This window comes from Streptomyces sp. ISL-43 (assembly GCF_018614195.1).
Classification (GTDB): Bacteria; Actinomycetota; Actinomycetes; order Streptomycetales; family Streptomycetaceae; genus Streptomyces.
The window spans coordinates 85,656-99,401 of record NZ_JAGGOT010000037.1; the positions used below are offsets into that span (position 1 = coordinate 85,656).

Annotated in this window: 14 protein-coding genes; 6 read left to right on the forward strand and 8 right to left on the reverse strand. The window is 73.6% G+C overall.

What is annotated here, in order from left to right:
* Nucleotides 1-8: 8 nt before the first annotated feature.
* From J7F03_RS22385 to lanKC, 4 genes are all read right to left on the reverse strand, one after another.
* Nucleotides 9-1,778, reverse strand: a complete 1,770-nt coding sequence (locus tag J7F03_RS22385) for an ABC transporter ATP-binding protein (RefSeq protein WP_308379905.1) — start codon at nucleotides 1,776-1,778, stop codon at nucleotides 9-11.
* Nucleotides 1,775-3,634 (reverse strand): ABC transporter ATP-binding protein, encoded by a 1,860-nt coding sequence (locus J7F03_RS22390; RefSeq protein ID WP_251072297.1) that lies wholly within the window; start codon nucleotides 3,632-3,634, stop codon nucleotides 1,775-1,777. Before J7F03_RS22390 ends, J7F03_RS22385 begins: the two co-directional genes overlap by 4 nt.
* Before the next feature lie 69 nt (nucleotides 3,635-3,703).
* Nucleotides 3,704-3,847, reverse strand: coding sequence for a SapB/AmfS family lanthipeptide (locus J7F03_RS22395; protein WP_214952138.1), 144 nt, complete (start codon nucleotides 3,845-3,847; stop codon nucleotides 3,704-3,706).
* Nucleotides 3,844-6,480 (reverse strand): class III lanthionine synthetase LanKC, encoded by a 2,637-nt coding sequence (lanKC, locus tag J7F03_RS22400; protein ID WP_214952140.1) that lies wholly within the window; start codon nucleotides 6,478-6,480, stop codon nucleotides 3,844-3,846. The genes J7F03_RS22395 and lanKC overlap by 4 nt, the downstream gene beginning before the upstream one ends.
* Nucleotides 6,481-6,788: 308 nt before the next feature.
* Between lanKC and J7F03_RS22405 the strand changes: the two genes are divergently transcribed.
* Entirely contained in the window at nucleotides 6,789-7,667 is an 879-nt protein-coding gene (locus J7F03_RS22405) for a YihY/virulence factor BrkB family protein (RefSeq protein WP_214952142.1), read from the forward strand.
* A gap of 3 nt (nucleotides 7,668-7,670) precedes the next feature.
* Here the strand turns inward: J7F03_RS22405 and J7F03_RS22410 are convergent, their stop codons facing one another.
* Complete coding sequence (locus J7F03_RS22410) at nucleotides 7,671-8,093, reverse strand: ATP-binding protein (RefSeq protein WP_251072298.1); 423 nt, start codon at nucleotides 8,091-8,093, stop codon at nucleotides 7,671-7,673.
* Nucleotides 8,094-8,553: 460 nt separating this feature from the next.
* On the opposite strand from J7F03_RS22410, the gene J7F03_RS22415 reads away from it, so the two are divergent.
* From J7F03_RS22415 to J7F03_RS22435, 5 genes are all read left to right on the forward strand, one after another.
* Nucleotides 8,554-9,384: a ribonuclease BN gene (locus tag J7F03_RS22415; RefSeq protein ID WP_374104381.1), complete on the forward strand. Its 831-nt coding sequence runs from the start codon at nucleotides 8,554-8,556 to the stop codon at nucleotides 9,382-9,384.
* Nucleotides 9,385-9,513: 129 nt separating this feature from the next.
* On the forward strand, nucleotides 9,514-9,747 hold the full coding sequence (locus J7F03_RS22420; protein WP_214952146.1) for a DUF6479 family protein: 234 nt from the start codon (nucleotides 9,514-9,516) through the stop codon (nucleotides 9,745-9,747).
* A 60-nt stretch (nucleotides 9,748-9,807) separates the two neighbouring features.
* Nucleotides 9,808-10,431: a flavodoxin family protein gene (locus J7F03_RS22425; protein ID WP_214952148.1), complete on the forward strand. Its 624-nt coding sequence runs from the start codon at nucleotides 9,808-9,810 to the stop codon at nucleotides 10,429-10,431.
* 130 nt (nucleotides 10,432-10,561) lie between these two features.
* Nucleotides 10,562-11,122 carry a DUF5133 domain-containing protein gene (locus tag J7F03_RS22430; protein WP_214952151.1) on the forward strand — a complete coding sequence of 187 codons (561 nt, stop codon included), beginning with the start codon at nucleotides 10,562-10,564 and terminating at the stop codon, nucleotides 11,120-11,122.
* A 170-nt stretch (nucleotides 11,123-11,292) separates the two neighbouring features.
* Nucleotides 11,293-11,640: an SH3 domain-containing protein gene (locus J7F03_RS22435; protein ID WP_214952153.1), complete on the forward strand. Its 348-nt coding sequence runs from the start codon at nucleotides 11,293-11,295 to the stop codon at nucleotides 11,638-11,640.
* Between the two features lie 79 nt (nucleotides 11,641-11,719).
* Here the strand turns inward: J7F03_RS22435 and J7F03_RS22440 are convergent, their stop codons facing one another.
* From J7F03_RS22440 to J7F03_RS22450, 3 genes are all read right to left on the reverse strand, one after another.
* A complete protein-coding gene (locus tag J7F03_RS22440; protein WP_214952155.1) occupies nucleotides 11,720-12,025 on the reverse strand; it encodes a WhiB family transcriptional regulator in 306 nt (101 codons plus the stop codon).
* A 76-nt stretch (nucleotides 12,026-12,101) separates the two neighbouring features.
* Complete coding sequence (locus J7F03_RS22445) at nucleotides 12,102-12,491, reverse strand: DUF3618 domain-containing protein (RefSeq protein WP_214952157.1); 390 nt, start codon at nucleotides 12,489-12,491, stop codon at nucleotides 12,102-12,104.
* Between the two features lie 319 nt (nucleotides 12,492-12,810).
* Nucleotides 12,811-13,563: an FAD-dependent oxidoreductase gene (locus tag J7F03_RS22450; protein WP_251072313.1), complete on the reverse strand. Its 753-nt coding sequence runs from the start codon at nucleotides 13,561-13,563 to the stop codon at nucleotides 12,811-12,813.
* Between the last annotated feature and the right edge of the window lie 183 nt (nucleotides 13,564-13,746).

Here is a 13,746-nt window from a genome sequence, read left to right on the forward strand (position 1 = left end):
TGACCGCCTCATCCGTCCGTGCTCGTGTTCCACTTCCCCACCAGATCCCGGTACAGGGCCGACCGGCCCGGGAGTTCCGCATGCGTGCCGCACACGGCGCGGGTCCCGTCGAGGACGAGGACCCGGTCGGCGCGGGCCGCGGACGAGACGCGGTGGGCCACGACGACGAGGGTGCCGGGACGGGCCGCGAGGGCCCGCTCGGCACGTTCCTCCGTACGCGGGTCCAGGTGGCAGGTGGCCTCGTCGAGCAGCAGCAGCGGAGCCGGCGAGAGGTAGGCGGCGGCGAGCGCGAGGTGCTGGCTCTCGCCTCGGGACAGCAGTCGGGGGGACACCTCGCCGTCCAAGCCGCCCAGCCGCTCCACCAGGCCCTCCGCGCCCAGGGCGCTGACGGCGCGCAGCACCCGGGCGTCGCCTGGCCCCGCGGCGCCCGGGCCCGGGGACAGGTGGGTCAGGTTCTCCCGCACGGTGCCGGTGAACACATAGGCCTGCTGCGGCAGCAGGGTCCGTCGCCGGTCCGGCCCCGTGGCACCCGGATCCCGGCGGGCGGCCCTGCCGGCGACGAGGACCGTCCCCGCGTCCGGTGACAGCATCCCGGCGAGCAGTGCGGTGAGCGTGGACTTGCCGATTCCGCTCGGCCCGACCACGGCGAGGTGCTCCCCCGGCCGCACCACCAGGTCGAGGGTGTCGAGCACGGGAACCGCGCCCGGGCCGTAGGCAAAGGTGACGCCCCTGAGCTCGGCCGCGGCGTCGGCCGGCCGGCCGGCGTGGACGAGCGCCTGCGGCTCCGGCGCGCGGCGGCCGCCAGGGGCCGGCGGCAACGGTTCACAGAAGCGTTCGAGGACCACCAGCAGGCGGGTACCGGCGGAACCCAGTGCGGTCATCAGGGAGTCGACGGCGGGCAGCAACGCCTGCAGCACGTACGTGAGGCCGCCGGCCAGCGCACCGGCGGTGACCCCGTGCCCGAGCAGCCAGGGCGTCGCGGCGAGCAGTGCGATCACCGGCAGCCGGCCCGCCGTACCCAGGGCCAGGGTGCGCAGGGCCGCCCAGCGCGCGAGCGTGCGCGCCAACCGCTCCTGGGCGGCGATCAGGGGCTCCACCCGGGCCTCCGCCGCCGTCTGTCCCCCGCAGGCGACGATGTCGCGCAGGCCCTCCCCCACCGACCCCACCCGGTCCGACAGTGCCTCGTCGGTGTCCAGGGACCGGCGCTGTACGGACGCCATGGGGCGGAGCGTGGCCAGGAAGGCGGCCGTGCCCAGCATCAGCGTGGGCAGCACGATCAGCAGCAGCGCCGGGGCCAGGGCCGCCATGCCCGCGAAGGCCCCGACGGCGGTGAACACGAACGAGCGTGCCGTCAGCAGGAGTCCCGCGAAGGAGTCCCGGGCCATTTCCGTCTGCTGGGTCAGCCGGGACACCGCTCCCGTGTCGGGGGCGTGCGCCGGGTCGGCGACCGCGCGGTGCAATGCCTGCCGCACGGCCCGCCGGACCAGCCCGTCCCGCAGCGGCTCCACGAGGTCCGCCAGTCCGGCGAACACACCGCGCAGCGCGAACCCGCCGAGCAGCGCTCCGACCGCGGCCGCGGCCAGCCAGGAGAGGCCGGTGGAGGTGCGGCCGGCGAGGAAGCCGTCGTCGAGGGCGCGGGCCACGCCGTAGCCGCCGAGGAACGTGTGCGCGGACTCGAGGAGCGACCATGCCGCCAGCCGTCCCAGAGCGCCCTTGCGGCCACGCAGGAACCGCCGTGCCTCCGGGGCCACCCGGCGCCAGGTCTCGCCCTCGGTCACCGGGCCACCTCCTGTTCCCCCGGGGGCACCCGGTGATCGTCCGCTGCCGAGGACCCAGCCGTCTCTGTTGCCCCCTCTGCCGGCTCTGCCGGGGCTTCCTCCTCGACTCCCGTCCGCGCGTCGGAGGCGAACACCGCCCGGTAGTCGGGGTCTCGGCGCCACAGCTCGCCATGGGTGCCGGCCGCCCGCACCCGTCCGTCCTCGAGCCATACGACGAGGTCGGCGCGGGCCGCGGACGACAGGCGGTGTGCGACCACGATCCGGGTGCCGGGCCGGACCTCGTGGGCGAGCGCCCGCTCGACCTCGCGGGCCGTGACGGTGTCCAGGCTGGAGGTGGCGTCGTCCAGCACGAGGAGCCGGCCCGCGTGGCAGAACGCCCTGGCCAGCCCGAGGCGTTGGACTTCACCCCCGGACATCGGGGCGTCGGCGAGGCACGTTCCGTACCCGTGGGGCAGGTGCCGTACGAACACATCGGCGCCCGCGGCACGGGCGGCGGCGCGCACCGCTTCCGGGCCGGGTTCCGGACCCGCGCCGAACCCGATCGCGTCGCCGACCGTGTCCCCGAGCAGCACGGGCCGGTCGAAGGCGTACCCGACCTCCCGGCGCAGTGCCTCGGCGGTCACCTCCCGCAGGGGTACGCCGTCCAGCAGCACCTGGCCCGCGTCGGGGTCGGTGAGCCGGCCGGCCACGGCGGCGAACAGCGTCTTGCCGGCACCGGACCGCCCCACCACCGCCACCGTGGCGCCTCCGGGGATCACCAGGCTGATGTCGCGCAGCACCGTCGATCCGCCGCGCACCACCCGGACGTCGCGCAGTTCCAGGGTTCCGGGGCCGCCTTCCGGCAGCTCCGCCCGGCCGTGGTCGAGTACGGGCAGGGCCAGGAGGGCGGCGGTCCGCCGGGCGGCGGCCCGGCCGCGGACCACGGCCGCCAGTCCGCCGGTCACGGCGCCGACGCCGGCCGCGAGGCCCGCGTACCTCAGGGCGGCGAGGAGTTCGCCGACCCCGATGGCCCCGGCCGACAGGCGGATGCCGCCGACGGCGAGGACCGCGTAGAGGAGTACCGGCATGAGGACCGCGGACCGGGCCGTCGTGCCGCCGTACACCTGCCACATGCGCCTGCCCTCGGTGCCGAGCTCGGGCAACTGCTCGAGGATCCTCGCGCGTTCGCGATCCGCGGTACCGGCGGCGGCGATCGTGCGCGCCCCGGCCAGTGCCTCGACGAGGCGGCCCGCGGTCGCGAGCTGTACCTGCTGGTAGCGGGCGACCGTGGTGAGGGTGTCGCGGGCGAAGGCCCGCAGCAGGAGCAGCAGCAGCGGAACGCCCGTGAGGAAGGCGAGCGCCGTCCACAGGTCGATGAGGAAGAGTGCGGCCACCGCACCGAGCGGCGGCAACAGCGCGGCGACGGCGTGCGCGACGGCGGCCGGGACCTTCCCGGCCTCGGCGGCGTGCGCGGTCAGCCGTGCGGCGGTTTCGCCGGGCGCGTGACGGGCCGCGTGGTGCGGGGCCGTTCTCAGCAGCCGGGACAGCCCGAGCCTGCGCAGTCGGGCGGTGGAGCGGCCGTCCACCACGCCGGTCAGCCATGCGGCGGCGGCGTCGAGCGCCACTTCGGCCGTGATGACCGCGGCGCACAGCAGGGTCCAGGCGGGGCCGGACGGGTCTCGGCGGAGCAGCAGGTCCAGGGCGTGGCCGAGGACCGCGGGTTCGGCGAGCGCCGCCGCGGCGGCCGCCACCGCGCATCCGAGGACGGCGGCGGTTCGCCCGCCGCTGTGCCGGGCCGCGGCCACGAGCGTCCGGTCGGCGCCGCGCGCGACGGCCTGCGCCCGCTCCGCGTCGGCCGCCGCGTCAGGGGGGCTCATCGGCGGATGCCTCCAGAGATGTTGGTGCGGGCCCGGGCGGTGAACCGCCCGGGCCCGAGGTGACCTAGGTCAGTTACAGGTCGTGATGCTCAGGCTGCTGTCACCGCAGAGCAGCAGGCTGGCCCGGCTGCCGCCACCGCCGCCGCCCGTCAGAGCGGCCTCGGTGGTCTCTTCCTTCGGGGTCTCCATCGACTGCAGGTCAAGAAGCGTCATGTCAGATTCCTCTTCTTTTCTCGAGTGGTGCGATGGGTCACGGCCCCGGACGGGACCGGCTCGGGGGCCGCCGCGCGCTCGCGCAGCGGCGGGAGGAACGGCAGGTGCGCGCGCCCGCCGGGCGCGGCGCTGCCGAGGGCGAGGAGAGCGCCGGCCGTGCCCGTGGCGAGATCCATGGACAGCCGCATCATCTGCTCGCCGGGGAAGGCCAGATGCCCCTGGTACGGCACGGCGTGCCGGGCCAGTGCGTCGATCTGGCGGGCGATGTCGCCCGGCCCGGTGCCCGGGCCCGGTGTGGTGGTCCGGGCCAGGTGGAGGATCATTCCGGCGGCGCCGCGCAGCAGCCCGGGCTGGGCGTAGAAGGTCGCCTGCGCCGCCCGTACGATCTCGCGCCGGGCCTGTTCGAAGCGCTCGTCCGGACCGTGCTCCAGCCAGTCGTCGAGCACCATGCCGATGCCGACGCTGCCTTCGCCGAGGTAGGGCATCGTGCGCCAGCCCTCGTTCACCTGGAGGGTGCCGTAGGCGCTGGTGACGCAGCGGTCGAGGTCGCGGTGGAGCGCGTGGGCGGCCTGGACCAGCAGTTCCTTGTCGCCGGTGCGCTCGTACAGCCGCACGAAGAGCAGGGCGGGGCCGGAGTTGCCGTACAGCAGTCCCGCGCGGGCGGGCCGCTGCTCCGGCCGGGCGATCAGGTCGGCGCAGCGCAGGGCGGCGGCGTGCAGTTCGCTCTCGCCGCTCGCGGTGCCGAGCGCGTCCAGGGCCAGGCCGATGCCGGCGAGTCCGCTGTGCAGGTCGGGGCCCGCGCTCTCCCAGGGCTGGTGCAGCAGCTGGTCGGCGAGGGCGAGGGCGCGGCCGTGGTGTCCGAGCCGGTGCAGCGTCCAGGCGGTGCCGGCCAGGCCGTCGTAGAAGCCGAGCGGAGTGCCGGAGACCGGTTCCCCGGTCCGCTCGAGCAGCCATTCCTCGGCCTCGGGCCAGGGTCCGGCTCCGGTCTCGGCGAGGGCGTGGAGCACTCCGCAGATCCCGTAGCCGAAGCCGATGCCTCCCCCGGCGGTGGCGAACTGGGCGATGTCGCCCGGGACGAGGCGGTCCTCGCGGTCCGGGGTGGCGCTCGCGCGCAGCGCCGCGGTCATCGACGCACGGGCGGCCGGCCATTGCCGTGGCTCGACGGGCAGGTACGGCCCGGCCGGTGCGGGCAGGCGGTCGCCCGGTGCGCCCTGCGGGACGCCGGACAGGATCTCCTCGACGGCCTCGTCCAGGAACTCCCGTGGTACGGGGAACTGTTCGGCGGTGACGGCGGCCAGATGCACGGCCTTGGCCCGGTCCAGGACGAGCAGGCTGGTCAGCGGGAGGAACAGGGCGAGCCGCAGGCAGGCGAGGGCGTAGCGGTCGACGGAGAACCCGCGCCGCTCGGCCGGGGAGACGAAAGCGGGGTTGGCCACGGTCTGCCGCAGCCCCTCGTCGACGTGCGCGGCGGCTTCGAAGTCCAGCAGTGCGACGGAGGGTTCGCCCGTCTCGTCCTGCGCCACCATGATGTTGAAGAGGTGGAGGTCGTTGAAGACCACGCCGCGGGCGTGCACGGCGTGGACGGCCTCCGTGACCTTCCGGTGGATCGTGAGGGCCCACTCGGTGTACGAGGCGAGCTCCGCCGGGTCGGGATCCGCCTCGATCAAGGGGTGGCGGCGGGCGAAGTAGGTGTTGAGCGGTTTGCCGGCGAGGTGTTCCAGCACCAGGAAGTGGTGGTCGCCGACCGTGAACGCGCCACGGACCGACGGGACGCAGTCCAGGCCCGACAGGCGTTCCAGTGCGGCCTGTTCGCGGTGCAGCCGGGTCACGGCGTCGGCGCCGTCGGCCGCGAGGCCGGCGTACGGCCGGGCCTCCTTCAGGACCACGGTCTCGCCGGTGCGGCTGTCCTTGCCGACGTAGACGCCGCCGCCGTTGGAGAAGTGCAGTGCCCGCTCCACCGTGAAGGGGGCGTCGATCAGGTTGACCGCGGAGCGCGCCGCGAGGTGCGGCTCGAGGAATCCGGGCAGTTCGAGCCACTCGGGCGGCTGGAAGACGGGTCCGCGCCGGTCCGGTACGAGCCGCCCGTCGGGCGTCGCGATCGCCGGGACCAGTCCGCCGTGCTCGTCGTAGCAGTGCCGCAGGGTGAAGCTGCCGTAGCGCAGGTGGACCGGTCCGGCGCCCCAGCGCAGATCGCTGAGGATGTACGGGCCGGCCGCCCCCGCCAGCGCTGCGTCGAGGTCCTCCGCGATCCGGCGGCACTGCTGCTCGTCGGCCGGGTACACGGTGATGAACTTCCCGCTCGCGGCGCGGTCGGCGTACTTGGCGTTGCGCAGGTGCAGCAGGTACCGGCTCGGTATGAACTTGAAGGCGATGCCCCGGGCGGTGCAGTACTCGTACACCGTCGTCAGCAGTGACTCGGCGTTGTCGAGCGTGGCCGAGACGTGGATCTTCCAGCCCTGCGGGGGCAGTTCGGCGCCGACGGGACGCAGTGCGAGCCAGTCGCCGCTCCGGTGCGAGCGCCACCCCGACGGAACGGGGGCGAGGGCCGCCCGGTAGCTCTCACCGACCCGCCGGTACGGGGCGTCGTAGAACCAGCGGTCGGTGTCGCAGAAGGCTGCGTACCCCTTGTTCACACCTGCTCCCTCGTTCGGCGGCAGACCCGAAGGTGTCACGGCCGGCGGACGCGGCGACAGTCACCGCTGTCACCGATGGGGTGTGCAGTTCTCACGAGTCACGAGGCTCCGCTTCGCGGCGACGACCCGCAGCAGGCCTCGGGCCGGGGGCACAAGGACGGGCAGGAGCACACCGAACGGCAGGCCAAGGAGCAGGTTCCCGCCGAGCCGGCGCCCCGTACGGCGGCACTGGTCACACCGCTACCGGTACGCCCGTACGCGAGACCTCGCGGGCGCATGCGCACGGCCCTGTCGGGCACTCGCGCGGCATGACCGACATCCCCCGCAGCGCAGCATCAGGTCGAGGCCGTCCACGCACCGCGCCTCTCGCGACGCGCACCCGCGTCGAGCTGCGGCGTACGGCCGTACACGTCTGGACCGAGAATCTCGCCGACCAGGCGGCCGCCCTCACCTACTACGCCGTACTGGCGCTCCTGCCCGCGCTCGTCATCGCGGTCTCCCTCGTGGGGCTGCTCGGCGAGGCGACGAGGATCCGGCTGATCACCGAACTCACCTCGTACGCACCGCCCCAGTCGGCGCAGGCACTGCGCGACGCGCTCGACGGGCTCGCGGCAGAACAGTCGTCGATCTGGTCCCTGCTGATCAGCGGGGTGCTGAGCGCGCTGTGGTCGGCGTGCAGTTACCTCGCGGTGTTCCGGCGCGCCCTGCACACGATGCACCGGGTGCCCGATACGCGGCCTCCGCTGCGTGCGGCCCACGTGCTCGTCATCAACGCCGTGGTGCTGCTGGTCCTGCTCGTCGTCGGCGCCCTGGGACTGGTCGTTTCCGGGCCGCCGGCCCGCCGGCTCGCACAGGCCGTCGGCGGGGCCGGCGCGGACGGCATCGCGCTCCTGCGCTGGCCCGTGCTGCTGGCCGTCGTCACCCTTCTGGTGCTGATCCTCTTCCGCACCGGCCCGCCCCAGAGCCGGGGCACCCGCCGGGGCCTGCCCGGCGGCGTACTGGCGGCCCTGCTCTGGCTGGGCGCCTCGGGGCTCTTCACGCTGTACGCGGAGCTGGGCACGTACGGCCGGCTCTACGGCTCCCTGGCCGGCATCGTGGTCTTCGTCATCTGGCTCTGGTTCGCCAACCTGGCCCTGCTCACGGGGGCCCGGTTCAACGCCGAACGGGCAAGGGAGCCGGACGCCTGAGCCTCAGCGGCCGGCCACCGGGCCCCGGCGCCCGGTGGCGGGCCGGAAGGCCTCGATCTCCGCCCAGACGACCTTGCCGGCGCCATACGGGTAGGAGCCCCACCGGTCGCAGAGCCGCTGCACGATGTGCAGGCCGTGGCCGCCGGGTACTCCCGGCCGGCGCATGGTCCGGGGGCATGGCGGCACCGTCGCGCCGTCGACCACGTCGATGCGCAAGGCCTCCTCACCGGCGGTCAGTACGAGCTCGCGGCAGCCGTTCGCGTGCAAGGCCGCATTGGTCACCAGCTCGGACACGACGAGCAGGGCGTCCTCGGCGCTCTCGTGTCGGCCCCAACCCCAGTCCCGCAAGGTCTGGCGGGTGAAATCACGCCCCTTGCCGACCGCGCCCGGGACACTTCGCAGGGCGAGCCGGCGACGCTGGACCATGACCGGCACCCCCGCACGCAGAGGATCACCGGGGGCTCCTGCCGTCGTGTTCACCATGGCCTCACCCCGACCGTCGACGCTGCTGTGTGTTGGATGGAGGCGAGAGGCACCGCCTACGGGCGGACCACTCGGGGCGGCCGTCCTACGACCGTCGTCCCCGGTCTCGCGTATGCCCGCCCTGATCGCCCGGACACGTGAACACGTGGACAACGCCATCCGCGTCAGCCTCCCGAGGGATCGGCCGGTGCGCCGAGCGAGGTGCGAAGCGGTGGATTCCCGGAGGCGAGGGTCCTACCGTGGGAAGAGCAGCTGGAGCGGCCATGCGCGTCATCTCACCCTCGGCCTCACCCTCGGCCTACCCGCCCGGGCCACCGCACCCGCCGGCGACGACCCTTCGCGGACGCCTCGCCGGCCGCCGGTACGGCGGTCACGGCGGCGGACCCGAGCGTGCCCCGGCGACATGACCGGGGCGGGTGGGACGGGCCGGCTGTCGCCCTTCGGGCGCATGCGCAGCGCGGCCCGCCGTGCGCGGGCCGGACGCCGCTGGATACACGTACGGGGCCTGGACCTGTGGCAACGCTCCCTGGGGTTCGCCGCGCTCGGGTTCCTGACGCTCGTACCGCTGCTGATCGTCGTGTCCGCCGCGGATACCCGCGGTGGGCAGGGATTCGCGCAGTGGCTGGGAGACGGGCTCGGCGTTTCACCGGCCGCCCAGGTGGAGATCGAACGGCTCTTCGCCCTGCCCGGCCAGGCATGGCGGACCACGACGGCGTTCGGCCTCGCCCTGCTCGCCGTATTCGGCCTGTCCTTCGGCACCATGCTGCAGAGCGGCTACGAGAAGGTCTGGGACCTGCCTGCGTCCCGATGGTGGGCCAGATGGCGTCACGTGCTGTGGCTCGGCGTGCTGGTCGGCGTCCTCTACCTCGCCGCGATCGCGCCGCCGTGGCGCGACTCCCCGGGCCGCGGCTTCGTCACGGTGGCGATCGGAGTCCTCTTCTTCTGGTGGTCCCAGCGGCTGCTGCTCGGCGGCCGGGTCTCGTGGACCGCGCTCCTTCCCGGATCGGTGGCCACCATGCTCGGACTGCTCGGGCTGCGGGTCTTCTCCCGGCTCGTCTTCTCACCGCTGATCGCGTCCAGCGCCGTCACCTACGGCCCCTTCGGAACCGTCCTCGTCATCCAGACCTGGCTCGTCGGCATCGGAGTCGTCGTGTTCGGGGGCGCGCTCGTCGGGCGCCTGCTCCACGACGAGCTGCTGCTGCCCCGGACACCCCCGGTGGACCCCGGCAGGTGAGACGGCCGGCTGAGATCCAAGACGTGCAGGCCGTTCAGGACGTGCAGGCCGTTCAAGACGTGCAGGCCGTTCAAGACGTGCAGGCCATTCAGGACGTGCAAGGCGCGCGATATCGGGTAGGCGCGGCACATGACTGCCTCAGTTCCCCTTGCGGCTACCGGTTCCTCGTCCCTGTTCCTGATCATCGCCGGCGTGATCGTGGCCGCGCTCCTGATCGCCGCCTTCTGCTACGGAACCCGGCGCACCGCGCGGCGCAGCGACCCCGGGGCGCGGCCGGCCGACCAGAGTCCTCAGGCGCGGGCCCGACAGAACTCCTGGCACACGCCCGAAGACGACCCCGAACAGCAGCATCCCCGCCCGTGACCGCTCCGGCTCTGCGAACAGACGCCGAATAGGGCCCGGAAGTCCGGGTAGCCGGGGATCATGGACACCACTGGAACCACCCCGCTCCGCGCTGTCGCCCTCGTCTGCACGCTGTCCCCCTCCCCCGCTCCGTCCAGCTCCCACCTGCTGGCCGAGCAGACGATGGCCGCGCTCGCCGAGCACGGGGTGACGGGGAAGACCATCCGGATCGCCGACCACGACGTACGACCCGGGGTGAAGACCGACATGGGTGACGGTGACGCCTGGCCGGAGATCCGGGACACGATCCTGGGCGCCGACATCGTGATCCTGTCGACCCCTATCTGGCTGGGGCACGCCTCCAGCTTGGCCCAGCGAGTCCTGGAGCGGCTGGACGCGGAGATCTCCGAAACCGACGACGAGGGCCGCATGCTCACCTACGGGAAGGTCGCGGCGGTCTGCGTGGTCGGCAACGAGGACGGCGCCCACAAGGTCAGCGCCGATCTCTTCCAGGGCCTCAACGACATCGGGTTCTCCCTGGCCCCCAACGCCGTCACCTACTGGGTCGGCGAAGCCATGCACGGCACCGACTACCAGGACCTCCACAAGACCCCCGAAGCCACCGCCGGCACCACGGCCACCCTGGCCGCCAACTCCGCCCACCTCGCACGCCGCCTCAAGGCCGCCCCGTACCCCTCGAGCTGACCTACGGCTCCGTCTTCCGCGCAGCGCGTCCCGGAGTGCGCGCGCGCCCGCCCGCATGCGCGAGGCGGCCTTCCTTGCCACCCGACAGACCCCCACCCGGCCTCTGCCGGGGACTTCCCTAGGCGGGCACATGGTCAGCACATATCCCGAGCCGTCGAGCGCGGCGGCAGCCCCGGCGCGAGAGCCCGACAGCCCGGCCGCGGCTCCGTCGGCGCCGACAGCGGACTTGGAGCACGCGACCGGCACCCTGATGGCCTTGCTGCCGTCCAACGCCGAAACCGCGCAGCGGGTCCTGGCCCAGGCCACCCGATCCGCCGGCGTGAGCGTCGAGCAAGCCGTTCAGGCAGCCGCAGCCCTGCGCGGCAACGAACCACCCGCCTCGGCAGCCGCCGAGGCGGCCCTGCGGGCGGCGATCGACCGGGTCCTGGCCACGGACCGCCCGGCCAAGAGGGCGCTGCCGCCCGACCCCCACACCCTGCGCCACCACCTGGCCCGCTTCAGTGACCTGCGCCGGCGCACCTTCACCACCCCTCGCGACGCCACGCTGCGAGCCCGCTACGAAGACGCCGGCTACACCCTGTGCGTCCTGCTCGGACACCCCATGGTCCACCGCGCCCTGAACGCCGCCGGGCAACTCGCCGCCACCCAGCGCCTCGACGGCCCCGCACACTCGGCCCGTCCGAACAACTGAGGCCCGCCGGCCCGTACCCGCCCACGGGCGGGTCGATGCGGGACGCAGGGCCATTCGGCGCAACGAGGGCGTGTTCCCGCCGGCCCGTCGCCCGGGCGGTGGATAGTCGTTCGGTGGCGGGCGGCGTGGCCGCCGATCCCCGCCGAGGCGACGCAGGGAGAGTGGATCCGATGGTGAAGAAGGCATTGCTGGCGTACGCACTGGCGGCCGGTGTACTGATCGGGCCGCTGAGCACGGCCGGCTGGGCAGCCGACGGCCGCGCTGCAGGCGGGCACACGCAGGCCAAGGCCTACCCGGTGGGTGTGGTGGAGTCCCGTTCGGTGCTCAACGTCCGCGAGAAGCCGACCGTGTACTCGGACGTGGTGAAGAAGCTGCACCCGAACGGCCGGGTGCTCCTCTCCTGCCAGAAGCGCGGAGGGTGGGTGGACGGCAATCCGGTCTGGTACAGGCTTCACGGGTCCAAGGGCTGGGTCTCGGCCCGCTACGTTCACAACCTCCAGCCCGTCCGCCCCTGCTGAGACCCCGGACCCCGGGCGCGGCCCCGAACCTGCGGGACCGCGCCCAATTCCCCGAGCACTGCTCGGCGGTCGGCGAAACTCAGCCGGTGGACGGCAGCGCGGGACTCTCTGCCTGCGCGGCACGGAGCCGGCGCCTTTCGCGCTCGTCGAGACCGCCCCAGACCCCGAGCGGTTCTCCCGCCCGCAGCACGTGCCGCAGGCAATCGCGCTGCACCGGACACAGGGCACACACCTCCTTCGCCGCCTCGTCCCGCCGCTCGCGGTCCGGACCCTGCTCGGCCGTGGGCTGGAAGAACAAGCGCGGACCCAACTCCCGGCAGGCGGCGCCCTCCTGCCACAGCCGGCGGTGCTCGGCGCGACCGGGCAGACGCGACGCGTTTCCCACTTCGGAACCTCCATCGGATACGGACCGGCTTGCGGATGCGCGATCTCGGGCCCTTTGACGACAGGGCCGGGCCCGCTCAACCTCGTCGCGACGGCCCTCGTCGTGCCCGCCGGGTTCGCCGGACGAGCAGGGCGGCAGCCAGTACGCTGCCGGCCGCGACCCACGCGGTGCGGTCGGTCCCCCGTGCCGTGGCCGCGGCCCGGCGGGCCTTCGCCCGCACGGAGTCGGGGTTCTCGTCCTCTACGAGACGCCCGACGTACGTGGCCGTCTTCCGCAGCCGACCGGTGACCTGCGCGACCTGCTTCTTGACAGAGGCGGTCTTCTCCTGGGCCCGCACCGCGGCGTCGGCCTTGGAGGCGAGTGCTGCGACCGTCCGTCCGAGCTCCTCTCGGGTGCGGGCGACCTGCCGGCGGAACTCCTGTGTGGTGGGGATGGATTTGTTTCCGACTAACCCTGCCGTCGTCATCGGGGTGCCCTTTCCTTCGAGTCCTCCGCGTACGCGTCGGCGAGAACGCGGTTCGTCTCCGTCCGCATCGTCCTCGTCGCCGTCCCGCGGTGTCTGCCTCGCTCGTGTGCTGCGCGGATACCCGCAAACGGGCCGACGACGCGTGCGAGGCCGGGATACCGGCCGACGACGTCCTGGACGCGCGTCGTCGCCGCCGCTGACGTGCCCGGTCGGTCAGCCCTCTCGGCTCGGAAGGATCTCCTTGACCTTGGCGACGGCGAAGCCCCAGCCTTCGGCTGCCCGGCTCCGCGTCGGTCGATCCGTCCTCTCCCGCCCGTGGTCACAAGTCGAGGTCGAGGAGGGCTTTTTCCACGAGCTCGGTGGGCGCCGGGTGGATCCAGTACGCGGACTTGGCGAGAGCGGGCGCGTCGATGCCCAGGGCCATCGCCAGGACGAGGGGCTGGATGAGGGTGGCGGCCTGCGGGCCCATCAGGTGGGCGCCGAGCAGGCGGCCGGTGCCGCGTTCGGCGAGGACCTTGCAGAAGCCGGTGGTGTCCTCCATCGCCCAGCCGTAGGCGACGTCCGCGTATCGGGCTTCGCCCACCAGTGGGTCCAGCCCCCGGTCGCGGCAGTCCTGCTCGGTGGCCCCGATCGAGGCGATCTGGGGGCGGGTGAAGACCGCCGCGGGCACGAGCTCGTGGTCGGCCGCGATCAGGTCGTCCGGGTGGCGGAGGTTGTGGGCGACGACCAGCGCCTCGCGGTTGGCCACGTGCTTGAGCGGTACCGGTGTGCAGATGTCACCGAGCGCGAAGACGCCTTCCGCGGTGGTGCGTTGGTGCACGTCGACGACGATGCGGCCGTCGTCGCGGGTGGCGACGCCCGCGGCGCAGCTCCCGGGGGCCTGTGAAGCGGGCCCTTCCCTCGTACACGGTGACGAAGTCCGCCTCCCGGCGGCCCTCCTCGCGCTCGGCGTCCAAACGCTCGAACACCCGGTCCCGCATCGACCGCCAGCGCACGGCGAGCAGCTCCGCGTCCACGTCGTACGTGCCGGCTTCGCCCACGGTCCGGGCCACGTCCGCGGTGTAGGCGACATCTTGCTCGGGACGCAGCCCGCGTTCAGACAGGTACCGCCGAACCACCTCTCCTCGACGATGGCCACGTCGAGTCCGGCGAACGAATCGTCGATGACGGCGTTGCCGGATCCCGCACCGATGACTACAAGATCGTGCTGGCGCGTCGCGCCAGGCTACGAGGCCGGGTCCGCCGACGCGCATCG